Below are 21,439 nucleotides of genomic sequence, written 5' to 3'. Positions count from 1 at the left end.
ACCCGGTCTTATTTATTGTACGAACAAGTATGTAATGATTAAAATGTAGTTTGAAGTAAGTGCAGTATGATGAGTTAGCCTTCTCCCCCGGAGTTAATTGATGACACTGCTTAGTGATTTATCCTACTTACCTCAAACTTCAGTTAAGATTGAGTTACTGCTACACCGTTTTAATGTTCATCATCATCCCCATTGGGAAGTATTAACACGCTAGCGCACCGTTAATGACAACCCGGAAAGAGTTATTTTGGCAGCCAATATGGCTGCCATTTTTTTTGTCTTTTTTTGATGTTAAAGGTCATAACATTTTCTTGTTAAAAATTGAGTAAATTATCTAACTGAATTTGCAATGAAGGATGATAACCAGCACGAGCTTTTTTATAAATTTCAGCTAATTCTTGTTGATAGCCTGCTATTTGTAATTCAACAAACAAAGGTCTAACAAATTTACCTCTGCCGATACGGCATAAATAATCACTTAATGCTGGTAATACAGGATCATAGTGATTACGGATGGCAACGCGATACCAATCACACGCTATTTCGGCATTGGGACTGTTTGTTAATGTAAAAGTATCATCTAAATCTAATAACGTGGCTTGGCTTACCATTAACGGTAATTGAGTCAGAAAATACTGCCAGTGATGAACTCGCCACTCACTCACCAACAACTCACTTGCTGAAGCGCCTTTGACAATAGCTTCCACAGCCAAGTCAACTTTATCCAAGCTGCTTGATGTAGGGCCTTTAAACCATAGTGGTAATCCTTGCCCGTATACCCATTCATTGAGTTCTGGCAGGGTTAATTTATCGTGATGTTCCACCAGCAATGTCTGTTTTACATAATCAATGAATGTTTCGGTAGTAATCGCGCGAAACGAAAAATGCTCAACATACTGGGATAGAAAGCTATCGAATGCAGGCCGGCCTAATCGGCTTTCAAGTTCATGAACAAACATCGATGCTTTATCGTAGGTAAACCGATTAAATGCCAGATTAGGATCTTGGTCTTGGACATTGGCGGGTAGAGTTTGGTTGACTAAGGGAGTCGATTCCATTTCCTCTTGCAAACGTCCGTACTCGATAACCCATTCGAGTTCTGCCTGCTCTTTACCATAAATAGCTTCAACAATACGATTGGTAAAGTAAGTGGTAAATCCTTCGTTAAGCCATAAATCTCGCCAAGTCGCATTACTGACTAAATTACCTGTCCATGAATGGGCTAATTCATGAGCAACCGTGGACACAAGACTTTTATCCCCAGCAATTAGCGTGGGAGTCATAAATGCCAGCATAGGATTTTCCATACCACCAAAAGGGAAACTCGGTGGCAAAACAATCATGTCATAACGCCCCCAAGCATAAGGCCCTAGTATGGACTCTGCCATTAAGATCATTGATTCAGTATCTTCAAATTCTTTAACTGCAGCAGCAAGCATACCGGGTTCAGTATAAATACCACTTCGAGGCCCAGTGGCTTGGAAGCTTAACTTTCCAACAGCAATGGCTAATAAATGTGTTGGAATGGGTTTGCTCATGCAAAACTCAAACACACCATTATCTGGCAATTCAGGGTTATTTTCAGCACTCATTACCACGCGTAAACCTTGCGGAGCGGTAACTGTCGCATTAAAGGTTATGCGTGCTTTTGGGGTATCTTGTAAAGGTATCCAGCTACGAGCATTAATGGGTTGCGATTGGCTGAACAGGTAAGGCAATTGTTTGCCTAAGGTTTGTTCCGGAGTAAGCCATTGAAGCCCCTGGGCAGTTGTTGATGTACGATAATGGATGACCACCTCAGTTAATCGTTCACCCACATCAATAACCAGCTTTTGACCCAATATGGCATTCACATCACTCACATAATATGACAACACATTAGCGTCGCTGTCGGTGATACCTTCTATGATCAAGTCTCGGCAATCTAGCACTAATGAAAGTGCAGCCATTTTTCGGGTAAACTGCAACCGGGCAACGCCATTGAGTTGCTGCAAGTCAAAATTAACCACAATATTAAGTTCAAGATGATGCACGCATAAAGCATCAGTATTGGCACTTGAATGGTAATCGTGTTGTTCGTTCCATTTTGCAGTCACAAAATATCCTTACAAAGGCAATAAAACATGAAATCTAGCAAAGATAATAGCATTAGCATCACCAAAAATATGCTGTAAAAATCCGCATTAATACCGAGTCACTCAGAGTCACTACGATTGTCAATTCAAGGCATATAGATTTATTAAGCAGCAAAGTTAGCTCTGCACTTCCAACTTTCGTTTTATGCTGCTTTGAACTTAATGGAGACTATCGATCAATACCTTCACATTTAATGTCTACCGCTACATTGATATCTGGATTTTCTACTCAAATTTATTTTAAATAAAAATAAGTACTTTTTTTGCATTCAAGGGAACTAACTGAAAAATGACTAGTCTGAATATATGAACCGAATTTTCATTACTTTATTAATAGCTAGTAGCGTTTTTTTGTTCATCATCATTCTCCTATTTGATAGTAGTAACAATCTATCGACAGTATTGCCCTTAGCAATAGCAGCAACCTCTTAGTTAGGTTGCTTTTTTTTATCTTTTTTTCAACGAAAAAAAACAAAAAAGGCCTCAAAGAGGCCTTTTTAAGTTTACGGAAAGTTCCCTAATTAAAGCTTGATACCTACTTTCTCTAAATCTTTAGTAATTACAGATGTTGGTAATGGAACATAACCATCTTTCTCAACAATTTGTTGACCTTGCTTAGACAATACGAAGCGTAAGAATTCACGATCCATTGGCGTTAGGTCTTTGTTAGGATGCTTGTTCACATAAACATATAAGTAACGTGAAAGTGGGTAAGTACCGTCGGCAGCATTCGCAGCTGTGGCTTCGATAAACTTATCACCCTTCTTAGAGATAGCGACCGCTTTTACACCAGCAGTTTTATAACCAATACCTGAATAACCAATGGCATTCAATGACTGTGATACAGACTGAACAACTGAAGCAGAACCTGGTTGCTCATTTACGTTTGGACGGAAATCGCCTTTACATAACGCTTTTTCTTTAAAGTAACCATATGTACCAGACACTGAGTTACGACCGTAAAGCTGAACATCTTTTGCAGCCCAGTTACCATCTAAACCGGCATCACCCCAACGGTTAATTTCTTTACCGCCACACTTATGTGTAGAAGAAAAAATCGCATCAATTTGTTCAATGCTTAAGCCTGTTATAGGGTTATCTTTGTGTACGAATACAGCTAACGCATCGATTGCAACACGAACTGCCGTTGGCTGGTAGCCATAATGCTTTTCAAACGCTTCAACTTCATTAGGCTTCATCTTGCGGCTCATTGGGCCGAACTGAGAAGTTCCTTCAGTTAACGCTGGTGGCGCAGTAGAAGAACCTGCCGCTTGAATTTGGATATTAACGTTAGGGTAAATATGTTTGAACTCTTCAGCCCATAACGTCATCATATTTGCTAATGTATCAGAACCAACAGAAGACAAGTTACCAGAAACACCACTTGTTTTTTCGTATATTGGTAAAGTAGGGTCAATAGCAGCCATTGATGCTGCTGAGAATACGCCAGCGGCTGTAAGAGTAATCGCGCCGACAAGTTTGTTCAGTTTCATTTTAATGCTCCAGAATTAAGCGTACTAAGTTTTTAAAACGTAGTCAGTATCGACCTCATTGATGACAAGTCTATGACATTGACATGACAGTTGTGTGACACCAGCAGTAAAACTGTCTTATTTGACAAAACAAAAACAAAGCCAATTAATATCAACAACTTAATGGATATAGGTAATAAGAAATTATTTAGTACAATAGATAAACACCCACTAAACACATTACAAACAAGATAATTACTGCTTAAAATTATAGCAATAACGCTACATTATGACATTCATCATACCGGTTTAATTGATGCAATTTATGCAATACCAGCGATTGATTCAACGCCATCTCTCTAAGACTAATTACATTAGTGCTCCTCAGCGGTTTTGAACTGATTAGCTCATTATTATTAGCCATTTGAACTGAGGAGCAGCAATAAAAAAACAGCACGTATGCTGTTTTTTAAGGATTGAAAATCTAGAGGCTAGCTATTGTCGAACTAACAAGTGCGCTGGAATAACAAAGCTGAAGATACTGCCTTTACCATACTCACTTATCACCTTAAGCTCACTGTGATGATGGTTTAAAGCATGTTTTACAATCGCTAGCCCCAAACCACTGCCGCCAGTTTTACTTGAACGGGCATTATCTACTCGATAAAAGCGTTCAGTTAAGCGGTTAATATGTTGTGGAGCGATACCCACTCCGGTATCGGTCACCGAAAACAACGCTCCGGTTGCAACACTTTTCCAATTAACCGAAATCGTTCCACCGGGAGTGGTGTAACGTATTGCATTTGAAATCAAGTTGGAACAAGCACTGCGTAATTGCAATTCATTACCATGGGTATTCAAACCGGGTTCGCAATTAAACACTAATGTATAGTCGGTGCCAGCAAGAGCTTTGGCTTCTTCTTTAAGAATTTCCATCATCAATGACATATTGACCGTTTGCGATAAATCAATATCAACCGCGTCTTCAATGCGCGACAGTGCCAATAACTGTTCAACCATCGACTGCATCCGAGTCGTCTGTTGCTGCATCAATGATAGTGGTTTGTGATTAGGAGAGTCTGCATCTTCCATGGTTTGCATAATTTCTAAATACCCCTGTAATACTGTCAATGGGGTCTTAAGCTCATGGGAAACGTTTGCCACAAAATCTTTGCGCATACCTTCTAACTGATGAATTCGGGTGACATCTCGAGCGATTAACAGCAATTGTCGATCACCATAGCTCATTACTCGAATTTCAAGTAAACGCTTATCGGACACGGGAGAAGGGATTTCTAATGGTTCTTTGTATTGTGCTTTCTTTATATAAGTCGAAAAATCAGGATGGCGAATAAGGTTATCAATTCTCTGACCATTATCCTGAGGCCAAACAAAGCCTAAGATTAACTGAGCGAGCTTGTTACACCATAAAATATTATGTTCGGCATCAAGCACTACAGCCGCATCAGGCAAGGCCTCAGCGCCTTGACGAAAACGGGCTAACAACGTAGCTAACTGACCCACTCTTCGTCGATTCTTGCCCTGCAGACGATATATTCCATTGAACACGCCCTCCCAACTTCCCCGCCCTTGTGGAGGCGTAAGCTTTTTATCTTTCCATAACCAGAAGTTTAAACGAGTAATTTGACGATAATGCCACACAAGTAATGCAATCGAGCCTAATAGCATAACGATAACAACTTGATTGAATAAAGCGCCGATAAGCATGAATAAAACAAGCAATATAGCTAACCGGAAAAATAAACGATATCCAGAGTACGAGATAAACATAGGCTACCTAAATACGAAAGTAACGCCGCCAACACATTCAGTGCCGTTACTGATTATTAGGGCTAACGAGGAACCACAAGATAGCCTAAATCGACTATTATGGCTAGACAGCGAAAAAAACAGTTTTTAAAAAGCTCTGCCTAGCATGGCAGAACTTTTCGAGCCGCCAATACGAATTACATTCTGGTTGAAAATCGATAACCAGCACCACGAACAGTTTGGATCAATTTATCATGTCCACCCTCTTCTACGGCTTTTCGTAAACGTCTGATGTGCACATCGACAGTTCGATCTTCAACATACACATTGGTGCCCCAAACGTTATCGAGTAACTGCTCTCGACTGTAGACTCGCTCAGGATGGGTCATAAAGAAATGCAATAAGCGAAACTCTGTCGGTCCCATATCGAGCACGGCGTCACCAACGGTCACTCTGTGACTCACAGGGTCGAGTTGTAATCCTTGCACATCAATAGTTTCTTCTAGGCGCGTTGGTGCGCTTCTGCGCAAAACGGCTTTAATTCGTGCGACGAGCTCTTTAGGTGAAAAAGGTTTAGTTATATAGTCATCAGCGCCCACTTCAAGGCCCTTCACTTTATCTTCCTCTTCTCCACGAGCTGTCAGCATAATAATCGGGATCTGACGCGTAAATTCATCTTGCTTTAAACGTTTAGCTAATTGGATGCCACTACCACCAGGGAACATCCAATCCAATAAAATTAAGTCAGGGTATGGCTCTTTAAGCAACTCAATTGCTGAATCAAAATCTTCAGCTGCAGCTGTCGTAAAACCATGTTGATCCATCACAAATGTCAGCATCTCACGGATTGCTGATTCATCTTCTACTATTAATATCCTAGCTGTCATATTGGGTTTCTACGTTAATTTGCCACGAGACTATTATTGGACACTTTTGTTACAGATTTATGATCTAACAGCTGATTCTGGCATTAAATACGCCTTTCTGTCATAAAAAATTCATTGCTGTTAATGCCATGTAACAAAAAAAGGGCCTAAGCCCTTTTTAATTGATTGAAGATTTAACCATCACATGATGACTGGTTTAGAACTTATGTTCGATACCAATACCAACATAGCTATCATCTTGGTCATTTGAATCAAACGAGTTGGCTGTGTAGAAAGCAAATAGTTTAGTTGGTTTACCTAGCTTGTAGTCAGCACCTACAGACCATGAATCGCCTTTGTTTTCCATGTCGACATACTGAGCTTTTAATGTCGCATCATTGATGTCATAAGCTGTACTTAATAAGAAACCGTTATCTGTTACACCGCTATCTATTGCTTCTTGTTGCTGGTACATACCACCAATAACTAAGCCAGCAACTTTACCTTGAACCGTTGCACGTGCAGTGTCATAACCTTTTACTTTTGAATCATAAGCAATCGCTGCATATATTGGTGTACTTTTAAGACCTGCATCACCGTACATTACAGCCATGCTCACACCATCTTCACCAGTTGTATTGTCACCAACAACTTGGTCTGAATCGCCAGATGCAACATACGTTACACCCGCTTGAAAATCACCAAACATAGGTGTGTAGTATGTCGCAGTTTGCGCCATACGGTTTTCACCTTTGAACATGTTTTTTACGTCACCAGATAAATCGTTAAACTGGTCAACTTTACCTTGAGATACTTTAAGGATAGTGTCGTTACGACCTACAGAAACGGCACCAAAGTTACCTTTTAAACCAACAAATTGGTTACGAGCTAAAAAGTTTTCTTTGTCATCATCACCGGTATTAACTTCGTATTCGATGGTATAGAAAGCTTCTAATGATTTGCTTAACTCAAACTCACCGGTTACACCAAAACGTGATGCATTACTTTGAATAGTTGTTTCAGTTTCATCATTAACATCATTAGACTGTGCTGTAACATTTAATTTTCCATAAACTTGTAGAGGATCTGCCGCATAAGCACTTGATACTAAAGAGGCTGCCATTGCAGAGGCTAATAGAGTTTTACAAAAAACATTCATCATTTCATCCTTTCGACGCATATTTCGTCATGGTTATTCTGGGTTAGTTGTATCGGAACGAGCAGAATTTTGCCTTGCGAATGTTTCAGAAATATTGCAATGCTTGATTAAAAATGAATATTTGCCATACCGAACCACATTATTGTGCAGTAGATCTAGCTACAGCGGTGGTTTCAAGGAAGTTTGGGGGAATGTGACAATTTGATGAATTCTAACCCTAGCGACGACAGCGATCGTATTATTAGTGTTTTTTTGTAGGTTTACCGCTTTGCATCTATCCCGTAAACTGCAGTAACTTATTTTTCCTGTTAATTAATGAGAGCCTTCTATGTGGTTTAAAAATCTCACCCTGTACCGATTCAACAAACCTTTTACGACAGATACCGAAACATTAGAAAATGCCTTAGCTGATTTCACTTTCTCTCCTTGTTCAAGCCAAGACATAAGCAAGTTTGGTTTTTCTAATGCCCTAGGCAAAAAAGGCCAGGCATTAGTCCATAGTGCCGAAAATCGCTATCTAATTTGCGTCACGAAAGAAGAAAAAATTCTCCCAGGCCAAGTAATCAAAGAAGCCTTAGATGAAAAAGTGGCAGAGATTGAAGAGTTAGAGAATCGGAAAGTCACTAAAAAAGAAAAAGACACCATTAAAGACGAAATCACCACAACATTATTGCCTCGTGCATTTTCTCGACGTAGCCAAACTCATGCACTCATCATGCCTGAGCTAGAAATGATTTTAGTTGATAGTTCTAGTGCGACTAAAGCGGAAGAGTTGTTGGCACTGCTTCGTAAAGCGATAGGTAGCTTACCGGTTATCCCGCTAAGTTATGCCACACCAATCGAATCAACATTAACGCAATGGTTGCAAGCGGGTGAAGCACCGGCGCCATTTGAAATGCAAGATGAAGCCGAGCTTAAGTCAGACTCTGATGAAGGCGGTATCGTTCGCTTTAAACAACAAGTGCTTCAAGAAGATGAAGTGCTTGCCCATATTGCGACAGGTAAGCAAGTGCACAAATTGGCATTGCATTTTGGTCAGTCGATTGCTTTTTTAATGCAGTCTGATGCCAGTATTAAACGACTTAAGTTTTCTGAAGAGTTTAGAGCAGGTAGTGATGACGTTGGTACCGAAGATCCATTAGCACGTTTAGACGCTGACTTTGCCTTGATGGGCAGTGAATTAGTGGCTTTCGTCAACGCGGTAAATCAAGCATTTGGTCCTTTAGAGCAAAGCGTTTAATACCATAAGGGTATCCCATGAAACTTTACGGTAGCTTTACGTCTCCCTTTGTTCGGCATTGCCGAATAGCCTTATTGGAATCAACATTAGATTATCAATTTATTGAAACAGATCAGGCTAGCAGCGCAACGCTATCCCCTACAAAACGGGTTCCTTTTTTACACGATGGAGAGTTATCGTTAACGGATTCAAGCGCTATCTTGCGCTACATCCGTCATAAGTCATCAAAAACGTACCTTGATACCGTGGTAGAACTTGATCAGTTTTGCATGATCAATACTGCTCTAGACAGTTCAATTAACTTGTTTTTCTTGTCTCGTGATGGCGTTGATATTGAACGTTTTGATTACACAATCAGACAAGCACAACGCATTAACGCAACACTAGCTGAATTTGAAAAATTCGAACTACCGCTGTACGGACCGTTTAATGATGTGCAATTGCGTTTAGGTTGTTATTTAAGTTGGGCGGTTTTCCGCCAACGGATTGATATCGAAGATTATCCAAAACTGAAAATATTTTTAGCCACGATAGAAAAAGAGCCATTTTTTATCGAAACAGCTCCTCCGGCGTAATCGTCACATAATAATGCCCTGTTCTCAGGGCATTTTATTTATCATAACGGCTCGCATCTCAATACTGAATGACATATTCAACCAAGCCACTTCAACATGCTCGTTTCAAAGCCCCGTAGGATAACTGAACAAGGCAGTGATTGAAGAGAATTAATATCACTATTCTTAGAGCGCTGCGCTGCTAGGACGCTACGCGGCTAGATTCTATAAAAGCAGACAGCACAGCGAAGCTGTCACAACCGCTTGAGGTAGCAAGCGGTGACGAACGAAAGGGCGATAACAAGCCGCGAGACCGCTTTATCCGTGAGCGCAGCGTTCGCTTGTTATCGTTTCTGAAGCGTCACTTCTCCACATGCTGGATCCTGCATTTCAAGGTCGTTTGGGTATATGCAAATCAACATTTTAGTCAGTAGTATTAATCCACTCACCCTTGTCATCAAACGGCCATTCAACCCCCAACCATGCTTTATAAAACGCTTTCTGCACATCAGTTACCTTATCTACTGATGCAATTGATAAGTCACCTTTGGGTTGTTCAGTCAGGAGTAAACTCACTTCCTTTAACCGCTCATCCCTGAATATGCTTAGTTTAATCGTATCACCAACATTAAAATCATTAAGACGTTTAGTTAAACCATCCGCGGTAACCTTTAAACCATTAACAGCAACAATTTCATCTCCGGCAGCAACACCAGCATTCCAAGCTGGGCCATTTTTTAGCACACTCGCAATAATTAAATCGTTATATAAGCCAGACAACATCATTCCGGCATCTACTTCTGTTTTAGGAGATTTACCATAAGTCGTGATCAAACCAGCATGTGCCAACAAGTCATCAAAAGATAAACTAAACGGTTGGTTTACATATTCAGCCCACCACGACTGGTAATCTTTACCAGAAAGATTTTTTAAAATAGATTGCACGTCCGCGACGTTATAACTTAATGGAATTTTATATTGTTGATAAAGCGCTTTATGGACATCTCTATATGAATGAGCAAGTTGCGTATCGCTTAGCAAACTAAAATCAAGTGCCATTGAAGCCAAGTAACCTTCAGAGTAAATATTCACACTGTGATTAACCGCATAATCGCCCCAAGTGCTACTCCACTGGCCTAAACTGGCTTCTGCGACAGATTGGACTTCACGACCTGGGTTATGTTGATTAAGCACAATACGTTGACTTAAATCGTCAAAGAACTCTTTGGCGGTTATCACTCCTGCGCGTAACAATAACTGATTTTGGAAATAACTGGTGGAGCCTTCAGCCATCCACAGTAAATCGGTCATATTTTCCGACTGATAATCATACGGAACCAGCCCTTGAGGTCGGTAAGCTTTAACATTCCATGTATGAATAAACTCGTGCGAGGCGGTACTGATAAAGCGTAAATAATCTTCGCGTTCACGAAAATTAAATCGTGGTAATTGGATAATAGTAGAATTGAGATGCTCTGTTGCGCCACGAGCACCGCTGGTTGCATGCACCATGTACACATATCGTTTAAATGGATAATCAGGCCAAATAGCCGATGCCTGACCACTAATTTTGGTGAGATCTGTTACAATTTTTTGAGTATCGTAATTACCTTCGCCCCAAAATACCACGTCGTAATCACGACCGTCAGCCTCAAAGCTGACATGTTGGTTTATGCCTGTTTCTATCGGTGAATCAACTAACACATCATAATTGGCCGCTTTAAATGAATGTGATGTGCTGCCTTTATCCATGCCAGAGTAACTTTTCCAACCTTCAGGAACTTCCATGTTGACCGTAACGGGTTGCTGACGAAATGCAGGGCTATACATAAATACACCACTGGCATCTAAAAAAGCATGGCTACTATCAATGTGACGTAAACGATCACCAAGCTCATTGGCATGTAATTGATATGTCACCTTCACCGATGTAGGTTTGGTTAAGGCGATTTGCCATTCGCCACTGGCAGTGCGTTTCCAAGGTAATGATTGTCCTTTACTGTCGGTCGCATTAAACAACCTTACGCCATCTGCAACGGGTAATACTTGATAACGACCTGTTCGCCATACCGGTAAATTGACCGTTAATACATCCGAATTGGTTTGAGGGAATGACACACTCACTTGGGCTAAATGGTGTGTGGGTTGGTTAATATCGATATGGTAATCGACATCTGCAAGTGCAGGCATTGCCCAACTCATCGAAAAAATAGCACTGCTGGTTAAAATTGCAAGAGAAGTAGGTTTCACTCTAGGTTCCTTCTGGTATGATTCTATTGTTTTTATTTTAAATTCCGAACAATTATAACGATCTAGACTCATTAACACAGTGGCAATTTGCAATTTAGTGGAAAACACCCGGTGAGATCATCTGACCCAGGTAAATTTATTTATTCATTCCACGTAAAAATGAAGTCCACGTTAACTAACACTATAAAAGGTATCTCTTACTATGCTGCGATGTTTTCCTCTGGTCATATTATGTTCGATACTATTAAGTTCAGTGGTTTCAGCAAGGGATATTGAGCAGCAAGAAATATTTTTCAAAGAAAATCCTCAAAAGCTGTATACAAAACTAATGAAGACCACAGAGTTTCCTTTACAATTTTCAAATAAGGAGGAATTTGAGCAAGCCGCAAATGAATTAAGTTACCCACCCAATGAACTTCATCGCGATTTAGAGCTGCTGGCTCGACTGAATTTAGAAGCAAAGCTTACATCACCTACTAAGTATAAAGACGCTAAATTGCTCATAACACAATTAGACGCCATTGCATCAACCACACTTGAGCAAGCCGTCGTCATCATGCTTAAAGCGCGAATTAAAGGCCGTCAAAACCAAGAATATAATCAGGTGATTGTTGAATCAAATAATGCGTTGAATATGGTTAATACAGATGTCAGTTTAGAAAGTACGCTATTTAAATCAACACTTCATGAACAACTCAGCATGTTACATTCATTGCTACTTCAACCTACGCCGGCATTTTCTCACTTAAATCGTTACCGCGATATCGCTTACCAATTACACAATAATTATTTTATCTCCGATGCCGAAACCCAGTTAGGTCGTTATTACAATCTTAATGGCGATCAAGCCAAGTCACTCCAGCACTACAGTGAAGCATTTCGTTTAGCCAATAGTCTGGATTACCCCGGAATTAAAGCCCATACACAACTTAATCTTGCGCGTACATACCGAGATTTAGAACAATGGGATGATGCCCTAAAATATGCCCATAATGCTGCCGAAATACTTCAAGCGATAGGTCAAGATGTCTACCTAGCAGAGACCTTGACGGTCATCGCAATGATTTACGCTGGCCAAGATCAATGGAATAAAACCATCGACTATTATTTAAATGTCCAGCAAGTTAATGAGCGTATGGGAAATGAAATCGCCATAGGGCTCACATACCACAACTTAGGCGAGGCTTACTTCAAATTAAATAATATCCAAGCAGCATTGAACGTAATGCAACGTGCAAATGATATATTTAGAGCTCGGAAAGTAGAACATTACTTAGTCCATAATGAACTACTATTTGCCCAAATAAATACCAGTGAAGGCATGTGGAATGAGGCTATTGATCATGCGAGCAAGGCTATTGAACTGGCTAAAAAGAAACATTTAAATGATGTGCAAACAGAAGCATTAGGCTATTTATCTACCGCATATCGCAAAACAAACAACCTCAATGCAGCACTTGCAACAGTCGATGCCATTGTTGAGCTGATCAACACATCGCAACAAAAAACCGAACAAACAAATGATTTTTCTGAACTCACTGAACAAAAATTAAAATTCGAACTGGGTTTATTACGTAATAAACTACATCAACAAACGGCAAAGAATAAATATAGTCAATTTATCATTTTAGTATTAATTCTCGGTTTCAGTATTGCGATTATCGTGTTGTTTTTTATCTACAGAAAATTTCAACAGCGAAATACCTTATACCTTAACGCCCAACATTTAAATACCATAGACCCTATAACGCAAGCCCAAGGTTACAGGGCGTTTATTCAACGCATCAGCACTCTTAAACACACTGAGTCTAAAACGATTGCGTTAGTGAATATCAATAAATTAAACAATATTGATATTCAACTTGGGCTCACTGAATCTATCGCATTGATGCAAAATTTTAATAGCCTGTTCAGTAAACACCTCGACACTGAAGTGTATATAATACGTTCAGGATTGATTGCATGTTATTTCGATAAGCAATACGACGCAGAAAATATCTTACATGCTGTAATTGATTGCCTTAAACAATTACATGAGACCCAATTTACTATACCAAATTTTGCTAACATATCCGCGGTCCAACATGCCAGTATTGGTCACATTAATTTGCCACTACTGGGTAACCCAGATGCCAGCATCAGTGCTGAATTACAATTTGAAACATTGCAATACGCACTGGCTGCAGCCATGGAAATAACTGAGCAACCCGCTTATGTGTCATTGCGACCACTTAATTTCGCTCCAGCGGCTGTTTTTATGCGCCCACTTTATTTAAATCTGACTCAAGCACTTAATCGCGGCATCATTCGTGCAGAAAGTAATCGTAACACCCAAGAGATCAACTGGCCGAAAAACTAATCGATTAATAAACATGCTATTGTGACCAGTTATGAGATTTTGTACGGTAATTGGATTTGCTGCACAACATTATTGAGATAATATTACTATAATGTTAATCGATGATATGTTAATTACTATAAATTCGATTTGCCGTCTAAATTAATATCCTAATCACGGCAATAGATGCCTTTAGCTGAAGAATGAAAGTAGGCACTGCAAAATGAAAGAGTCAAATACAGCGATAACTCAAATTTCGTTGATGAAGCAAAAGCTCCATGCAGCTAAACTTGCTCTCGAAGAAATAAATATCGATCGTAATGATAAATTGAAAACATTAATTCAATTTATCACTCATCTGAGTCTTGCTTGTAAAGGGCAACACTTAGAACTCGATAATAAACTGGCTAAATTGCGCCATCATATGCACAATTTTGAGCAAATTGACGAGGCACTACCTGAACTCGTCGATATCGAAAGACTATTAAAATCTCAATATAGCCATACCATGACTCGTTTAGAAGACAGTCGTAATGGCCTCAATCGAGTGATCCGTCAGATCCAACGAATTAACTCTGCGCCAGACAAACTCAAAAAAGAAATCACTTACTTTAAACAAGAATTAGGCAAACCATTCCATACTGTATGGGAATACATTCCCAAAGTTGAAAAACTGATTTTTTTCTATGAAGAAATTTTAAAACACGAATTTGCTGATGCCGACAATTACGAAATTTTGCCTCACCATATTCAGCTAGCTAAAGAGCTTGCCGCTAAAATTGCTGAAATTGAATTTAGAAAAGATCAACGGGACCAAATTCTAGTCATAAAAGAAGTGTTACTTGGTGATATCAGCTTAAATAACTTACTGGATTCTTACCAATCGATATTAAGCTTACTATTAGAAAATATTGCTCGCGAAAAAACCGCATCACAAGACTTTTTATTTGCCCTCAATGATGCTCTGACTATCGTTCGCGATGTGGTCAACAACACCCATAACAATAACCAACGTTGTGAGCAACTTAAAGGTCAATTAAATAAAGAAATCAATTTACGCGTCAATAATGCCGACGAGTTAGTGGTAGATGCAGATGATCTTAACCAATTAAAGATTCAACTGACGGTGCAGTTATCTTCACTTCGCGATTCACTGTCTCGTAAAGAGGCACTGGAACAACGTGAACAAACCCTTTTACGTAAATCAATAGAGACAATGCGTAAAGAGCTCAATTCAATGAGCCAGGAAGCGAATAGTTACAAAGAAAAGCTATTTGAACATCAAAAGCTCAACCTACTCGATCCGCTTACCCAATTAGCAAACCGTACTGCGTTAGAAGATCGCATGGAGCAAGAGTATCGCAACCATGTCCGCTTTAAAACGCCACTGTGGATAGCCGTTACAGACATAGACCACTTTAAAGGCATTAATGATAGCTTTGGCCACAGTACCGGCGATAAAACCCTGCAAGTCATTGCTATGGCGTTAAAAAACTCATTACGCGATAGCGAGTTTGTTGCTCGTTATGGTGGTGAAGAATTTGTATTACTATTACCTGATATTACTGATGAACATATCTCTCAGCTATTGAATCGAGTGAGAGAGAAAATCAAAAATATTCCGTTTAAGTTTAAAAATCAGAGAATTACAGTTACATTATCTATAGGTGCTGCACAAGTGATGGAAAACGAAACGCTTGAAGAAGCTTTCGAAAGAGCAGATGCTGCATTATACCAAGCAAAAAACAACGGCAGAGACCGAGTCGTTATTGATATCTAGCCTCCCAAGACAGTTTTCTTTGGACTCGGCATCAAACACTCGAGTCCAAAGGAGTTGCTTATGATAGTAAAAATTAGTCCACGTGGTAGTCTAGATCAGCTTTCTCAATTAGAAGTCGAACGTCTGAAACAAGGTGCAAAAAGCGACCTTTACCAATTATATCGAAATTGCTCACTCGCGGTGTTAGCTTCAGGCCTTATCAGCGACAGTTCCGAAGACCTGTTTAGTCGCTATGAATCTTTTAGCCTTAATATTTTACAGCGTGAAAGAGGCATCCAAATTGAACTCATCAACCCTCCTCTACAAGCCTTCGTCGACGGGGAAATCATTGTCGGTATTCAAGAACATTTGTTTGCAGTACTCCGCGATATTATATACATCAGCAATAAGTACGAAAATTTAAAGCATATTGACTTAAGTAATGCCAGCCACATTACCAATGTGGTGTTTGATATTTTACGCAATGCTCAAGCAATCTCGCCAATGAAAGACCCTAATGTGGTGGTTTGTTGGGGAGGACACAGCATCAATGCTGTTGAATACCAATATACCCGCGATGTCGGTTACCAACTTGGGCTACGTAGACTGGATATTTGCACCGGTTGCGGCCCTGGTGCTATGGAAGGCCCAATGAAAGGCGCGGCGATTGCCCACGCAAAGCAACGAGTTCACAACGCCCGTTATATCGGCTTAACCGAACCCAGTATTATTGCTGCTGAGCCCCCAAACCAAATTGTTAATGAATTAGTCATTTTACCCGACATAGAAAAGCGTCTAGAAGCCTTTGTCCGTTTAGGCCATGGTATTGTCATTTTCCCTGGCGGCGCGGGTACGGCTGAAGAACTACTCTACTTTCTTGGTATCTTATTAAATAAAGAAAATTGCCATGCATCCTTTCCACTGGTATTAACCGGACCTGCTGAAAGTGCTGAATACTTTGCCGTTATCGATGAATTTATCGGGGCAACATTAGGCGAAGAAGCACAGAGTAAATATCAAATCATTATCGGCGACCCTGCCAAAGTGGCGCAAATAATGAAGCAAGGCATGGAGCAAGTAAAAATCTATCGCAAAGAAAAATGTGATGCTTACCAGTATCAATGGTCACTCAAAATTGAACCCGAATTTCAATTACCCTTTGCGCCGACCCATGAAGTTATGGCAAATTTGAATCTCTATTTTCAAGAAAATAAGGCAGAACTTGCCGCTAACTTACGTAAAGCGTTTTCAGGTATTGTCGCCGGTAACGTAAAAGGCGATACCATCAAGTTAATTCAAGAGTTTGGTCCCTTTAAGATTGAAGGTGATGCTAAGCTCATGCTAATGATGGATAAGCTATTAAACGCTTTTGTTAAACAACAACGAATGAAACTGCCAGGCAGCGCTTACGTGCCCTGCTACGAAATAATAAAAACCAATGAATAAATTACTCATTATTGATGGACTCAATCTCGTACGCCGCATTCATGCGGTGCTACCTGATGAAAACGATATTACCAGCGTTCAAGAACGTGTTTTAGCAGCATCAAAAAAAATGCTGTTACAACATCAACCGACTCATTGCATTGTCGTTTGGGATGGCAATGAGCCATCTTGGCGCAAAACGCTGTACAGTGATTACAAAAAAGGTCGTAAACCCATGCCGACGGCATTAAGTGATGGCCTGGTAAATATCAAAGCCACATTGGCTGAACACGATATCAATTCTTTCGACGCTCAATCTGAAGCCGATGATGTTATCGCCACCATCGCGATGAAAATGATCAGCAACAAGGGTGAAGTGATTATTGTGTCAACCGACAAAGGCTTTAGCCAGTTACCGACCAAAAATCTCACCTTGTGGGATCACTTTAATCAGCAAGTCTTTGATGTTGCGCAATATGAAAAGAAACTGGGAATAGAGCAATACCAAATGCTCGACTTTATTGCATTAGCGGGTGACAGCGGCAATAAAATTCCCGGAATTATGGGCATAGGCCCAAAATCTGCAGCGGATTTACTCAATAAATTTAGAACGCTAGCTAATTTATATCGTTCTTTAGATAACCTTGGCGCCAAGCAAGCACTTAAATTAGCCGAAGGAAAAGAGATTGCCAGAATTAGTTATAAATTAGCGCAGTTACAATGCGATATTCCACTGAATATTAATTTGAAACAATTTAGGATCAATCCAATAACAAACTAATGCCATAATAAGCTAACCTCTACTCTGGATAAGGGATGGGCTAAAGCGTTAAAAATAAGTGTATTTAACGTCTGCTATCACTCTTGCTATTGATGTTGCCAAGGGTTTTAACATAATAGTAGGCTTATGGTAAGTCGATACAATACAGATAACAAAAAAGTGTTATTTGATAACCGTTTATTATCCAGAGTTGAGTAAAAACACATAACCTCAACGGTATTAATACCATAACGGATTACACAGATTATGAATACAAAAGTGACGTATATCATCGGTGGAATTTTCACTGCCTATTTACTGTTTGTTGCCGTGGTGATTTTTGTTTATGAACCACAGCCAGAAGACCGAGCATGGGATGATCGCCAAGCATTCAACTTACAAAAAATGAGTGAAGTCAGCTTTGGTCAAAGCCTTGATGAGATCAGAACATTATTAGGCAGTGCAGATTTTGTCGAAGCCAAAACCGGCATTGATGGACAATATCAAGTGATGTACTACCGTACCCACCACATAAAATCAGACGGTGAAACCACTAAAGAAGAGTGCACCCCATTGTTATTTAGAGATAATCTGCTGATTGCATGGGGACAAGACACTGAAGATCAATATTTTGCCGTGCCAATAACTCATCAAGAACCACAATAGTTGCTTATTTGTCTGTGGTATCAATAACAAAAACGCCCTATCGGTATCAGCATAGGGCGTAAAAGTTAATTCAGATCAAACATTGATAGCCGTTTTAATCTACTTTTTATACTCCTGATAAGCTTCACCTTGGCGGAGCCAATCTGGGGCTTGCTCAACCTTTAAGTAATGATCGAAGTACTGCTTCATCTTAATGGTATAATCAAGTTTATTGGGATATTTTTTCAAATGATGTGGCTCATCTTCATATTGTAAAAACACCACATCCTTGCCTGCACGACGCATTGCCAGATATAGCTCAATACCCTGCTCCCATGGTACAGCATCATCTTTATCACCAAACATAATCATCATGGGTGTTTGAATGCGATCGACATAAAAAATCGGCGAGTTTTCAATATACTTTTGTGGTGCCTTGAATAGACTCTCGCCCATTCGACTTTGGCCCGTTTCATATTGAAATTGTCTTGCTAGCCCTGAACCATGGCGAATGCCACTATAAGCACTGGTCATATTCGATACCGGAGCACCAGTCACAACAGCTTTAAAGATATTGGTTTGGGTTACCGCATATGCACTCTGATAGCCGCCCCAAGAATGCCCTTGAATACCAACAGCATCAGGATCGGCAATCCCCATCGCTATCAATTTTTGTACGCCTGCGGTCAGTGCTTTTACTGAAGATATTCCCGGATAACCTATCTCGAAACGAATATCAGGCAAGAAAATCGCATAACCATTGTCTGCATACCAAGCAAAGTTAGGTCGATGATTGAGCTTCATATCAGGAAACGCATGTAGCCTATCGCTCATAAACCGATAGAAATACACCAAAGTTGGATACTGTTTACCGGCTTGGTAATTTGTTGGCTTAATGAGTACCCCATCCATGTTAACACCGTCACCATCTCGCCAATGTACTAGCTCCGCATTGCCCCATTTAAAGGGTTTACGCTGCTTATCAAGTTGGGTCACCTGTTGGGCGTTCTGTGGTGAGGTATTAGTTGCAATATATAAATCAGGATATAAATCATAGCGCTGTTTCGAAAACACCACTGTCGAGGCTTTATTAGCTCTGGCAAGCAACGTTAATTTACTGTTGCTTTCGGTTAAGCGCTTCACACCAGCAACACCCATTTTGGCGCTGAAAAAACCGTCTGCTTTTGATAGATGACTATAACCTTGCAATAGCACAGTTTCAGCATCACTAACTACTGCGGGTAACAATTCATCCTTCACTAAGCCAACCAGTCTAAATTGAGTTTTCTGCTTTCGCCCTTCGCCATTGGTTAACATAAACCCTTGGTTCGATGCGGTATTAAACTGCCATACATCATATTTATCATAAACGGTTATCGCACTATCATCAGTTAGCCAAGGGCCAAAACCGTAACCGGGTGCAGCACTGGGATAGTCATGGTCTTCATCAGCAAACGGTGTCGTAATATTAGCAGTCAAATTAACCCGACGTTGAGATGCAATGTCTAAAAGAAACACGTTACCTTGCTGATAATAAGCTAGAAACTTAGCATTCGGTGACAGAGTCGGCATTGCATCACTAGGTTGCTGAGTTAACACTGGAATTTTATTACCGTTGTTTACATCAACCAAATACACATCACGATAAAAACCTGCCCAGGTGATCATTTTTTGATATGGCACATCTGAACTGGCCAATAAAAAACGCGCTTGCTCACCATAAGTAACATCTGGCACCACTTGATCAGCTAATTGGACTAACTTATTTGAATCTAAGTGTAAAACCGCTAAATAAGTGCGTTTTAATTCTTGCTCATATTCTTTGACTTCTTGAGGCTTAATTTTGGCATCATCACCATGCCAAATGCGTAGCTGCTTTTTCGCCGTGATAATCTCTGGATTAAACACATCATTGGTATTTTGATAATCAGCTAATTCAGCTTGCTGAGCAACTTTTGGGACTCGACCAACATACAAACGTTGGCCGTCTTTTGAAAACTGTAAGCTTGAATATTGGTTATATGTCCAAGCTTCAGACTGGGCAAATTGCTGTTGTTTATTCTGCTCTACATCAATAAGCAACATGTTGTGCTCACGGCCATAGCGTGTCGAACTCGCAGCGCCTTTCGTCACGGCAACATATTGACCATCATCGCTGATCGCTAATGCTTCAATATGTTCATCGCGACTACCATAAAGTTGACGCTGTTTTTGGTCATCCAATGCTACCAGCACTAGTTGGTGCAATTGATTTTCACCTTGATTAACGACTGCAATAAAATGCTTCCCAGCTTTATCAAAAGCAAATTGGGTCACATCAGATAGCTGGGTGTGTTGATTGGTAGCCAGATTAATTAACCGAACATCAGAGCCTTTATCTGCTTCCTCAATTTCAACATGAGTATCATCTTCAACCTTAGCAGTATTTTCGGTAACCGTTGATTCAGAGATAATAGATTCAGAAGCTTTAGACTCAGAAGCAATGGATTCAACAGCCTTAGATTCCGATAATTCAGATTTCTCATTCGTAGACTCAGGCTTGTTAATTTTAAATTTTAAAACTAAAAAATGACCATTATCGCTAAATAGGGCAGATTCAACATTCTCAAACGTCTGTTGCTTACCACTTTGAGTATTCAGTAAGACCACTTCATGGGGTAAATCGGCTTTCTTCTTGGTTTCTCGCTCAAATAAGTTCGCTTCAATGGTCGCCAACACAAATTTGCCATCAGCACTGACATTCACATCGGTGCCATTGGCAATTTCATACTGTTTACTGTTATCACTAAAACGGATTAATGCACGACTATTGCCTCTATCAGGAGTAGCCTGTACCGCAATCACGTTGCCATTATCAGAAATAACCGGCTGTTGTAAGGTTTCAAAATGCATAATGTCATCAAGGGACAGTGCACGTTGTGGAGCCGCATGGGCATTAAATGACAGACAGACTGCCAATGGAATTAAATTGAATAATTTCACAGTTTTCCTCTAATGGTAACGTTGATTGATTATTTTTATAGATCACCGTAATAGATCATCGTGTTGGATTATCTCAATATTGAC

Annotated in this window: 14 protein-coding genes; 7 read left to right on the top strand and 7 right to left on the bottom strand. The window is 40.0% G+C overall.

The features are described 5' to 3' along the window. Nucleotides 1–314 precede the first annotated feature (314 nt). The 5 genes from H5125_RS14995 to H5125_RS14975 form a co-directional block, all read right to left on the bottom strand. Nucleotides 315–2,096, bottom strand: a complete 1,782-nt coding sequence (locus H5125_RS14995) for a M1 family metallopeptidase (protein ID WP_182744644.1) — start codon at nt 2,094–2,096, stop codon at nt 315–317. A 560-nt stretch (nt 2,097–2,656) separates the two neighbouring features. Then, complete coding sequence (locus H5125_RS14990) at nt 2,657–3,628, bottom strand: PstS family phosphate ABC transporter substrate-binding protein (protein ID WP_101086502.1); 972 nt, start codon at nt 3,626–3,628, stop codon at nt 2,657–2,659. A gap of 474 nt (nt 3,629–4,102) precedes the next feature. Then, nucleotides 4,103–5,398 (bottom strand): phosphate regulon sensor histidine kinase PhoR, encoded by a 1,296-nt coding sequence (phoR, locus tag H5125_RS14985; RefSeq protein WP_162023578.1) that lies wholly within the window; start codon nt 5,396–5,398, stop codon nt 4,103–4,105. Between the two features lie 176 nt (nt 5,399–5,574). Continuing rightward, nucleotides 5,575–6,264 carry a phosphate regulon transcriptional regulator PhoB gene (gene phoB / locus H5125_RS14980; protein ID WP_011638217.1) on the bottom strand — a complete coding sequence of 230 codons (690 nt, stop codon included), beginning with the start codon at nt 6,262–6,264 and terminating at the stop codon, nt 5,575–5,577. A gap of 196 nt (nt 6,265–6,460) precedes the next feature. Further along, nucleotides 6,461–7,405: a porin gene (locus H5125_RS14975; protein WP_182744643.1), complete on the bottom strand. Its 945-nt coding sequence runs from the start codon at nt 7,403–7,405 to the stop codon at nt 6,461–6,463. 325 nt (nt 7,406–7,730) lie between these two features. On the opposite strand from H5125_RS14975, the gene rdgC reads away from it, so the two are divergent. Both rdgC and H5125_RS14965 read left to right on the top strand, forming a co-directional pair. Further along, complete coding sequence (gene rdgC, locus H5125_RS14970) at nt 7,731–8,642, top strand: recombination-associated protein RdgC (RefSeq protein WP_101086499.1); 912 nt, start codon at nt 7,731–7,733, stop codon at nt 8,640–8,642. A gap of 17 nt (nt 8,643–8,659) precedes the next feature. Then, nucleotides 8,660–9,217 (top strand): glutathione S-transferase family protein, encoded by a 558-nt coding sequence (locus H5125_RS14965; RefSeq protein WP_162023579.1) that lies wholly within the window; start codon nt 8,660–8,662, stop codon nt 9,215–9,217. A 402-nt stretch (nt 9,218–9,619) separates the two neighbouring features. On the opposite strand, the gene H5125_RS14960 is transcribed toward H5125_RS14965, so the two are convergent. Further along, entirely contained in the window at nt 9,620–11,446 is a 1,827-nt protein-coding gene (locus tag H5125_RS14960; RefSeq protein ID WP_182744642.1) for a M61 family metallopeptidase, read from the bottom strand. Between the two features lie 328 nt (nt 11,447–11,774). On the opposite strand from H5125_RS14960, the gene H5125_RS14955 reads away from it, so the two are divergent. The 5 genes from H5125_RS14955 to H5125_RS14935 all read left to right on the top strand — a co-directional run bounded on the left by H5125_RS14955 (nt 11,775) and on the right by H5125_RS14935 (nt 18,394). Beyond that, a complete protein-coding gene (locus H5125_RS14955) occupies nt 11,775–13,805 on the top strand; it encodes a lipopolysaccharide assembly protein LapB (RefSeq protein WP_182744641.1) in 2,031 nt (676 codons plus the stop codon). Nucleotides 13,806–14,007: 202 nt separating this feature from the next. Further along, a complete protein-coding gene (locus tag H5125_RS14950) occupies nt 14,008–15,564 on the top strand; it encodes a GGDEF domain-containing protein (protein WP_182744640.1) in 1,557 nt (518 codons plus the stop codon). A 60-nt stretch (nt 15,565–15,624) separates the two neighbouring features. After that, nucleotides 15,625–16,989, top strand: a complete 1,365-nt coding sequence (gene ppnN / locus H5125_RS14945; RefSeq protein ID WP_101086494.1) for a nucleotide 5'-monophosphate nucleosidase PpnN — start codon at nt 15,625–15,627, stop codon at nt 16,987–16,989. Next, on the top strand, nt 16,982–17,749 hold the full coding sequence (gene xni, locus H5125_RS14940; protein ID WP_182744639.1) for a flap endonuclease Xni: 768 nt from the start codon (nt 16,982–16,984) through the stop codon (nt 17,747–17,749). Before ppnN ends, xni begins: the two co-directional genes overlap by 8 nt. A 246-nt stretch (nt 17,750–17,995) precedes the next feature. Then, nucleotides 17,996–18,394 carry a DUF3192 domain-containing protein gene (locus H5125_RS14935; RefSeq protein ID WP_101086492.1) on the top strand — a complete coding sequence of 133 codons (399 nt, stop codon included), beginning with the start codon at nt 17,996–17,998 and terminating at the stop codon, nt 18,392–18,394. Nucleotides 18,395–18,493: 99 nt separating this feature from the next. Here H5125_RS14935 and H5125_RS14930 read toward each other — a convergent pair whose 3' ends face one another. Beyond that, nucleotides 18,494–21,355 (bottom strand): prolyl oligopeptidase family serine peptidase, encoded by a 2,862-nt coding sequence (locus tag H5125_RS14930; protein WP_182744638.1) that lies wholly within the window; start codon nt 21,353–21,355, stop codon nt 18,494–18,496. Between the last annotated feature and the right edge of the window lie 84 nt (nt 21,356–21,439).

The sequence above is a fragment of the Shewanella sp. SR44-4 genome (assembly GCF_014163715.1).
Taxonomy (GTDB): domain Bacteria; phylum Pseudomonadota; class Gammaproteobacteria; order Enterobacterales; family Shewanellaceae; genus Shewanella.
Note: the sequence above shows the minus strand (reverse complement) of the source record. Positions and strands in the feature narration are given on the sequence as shown.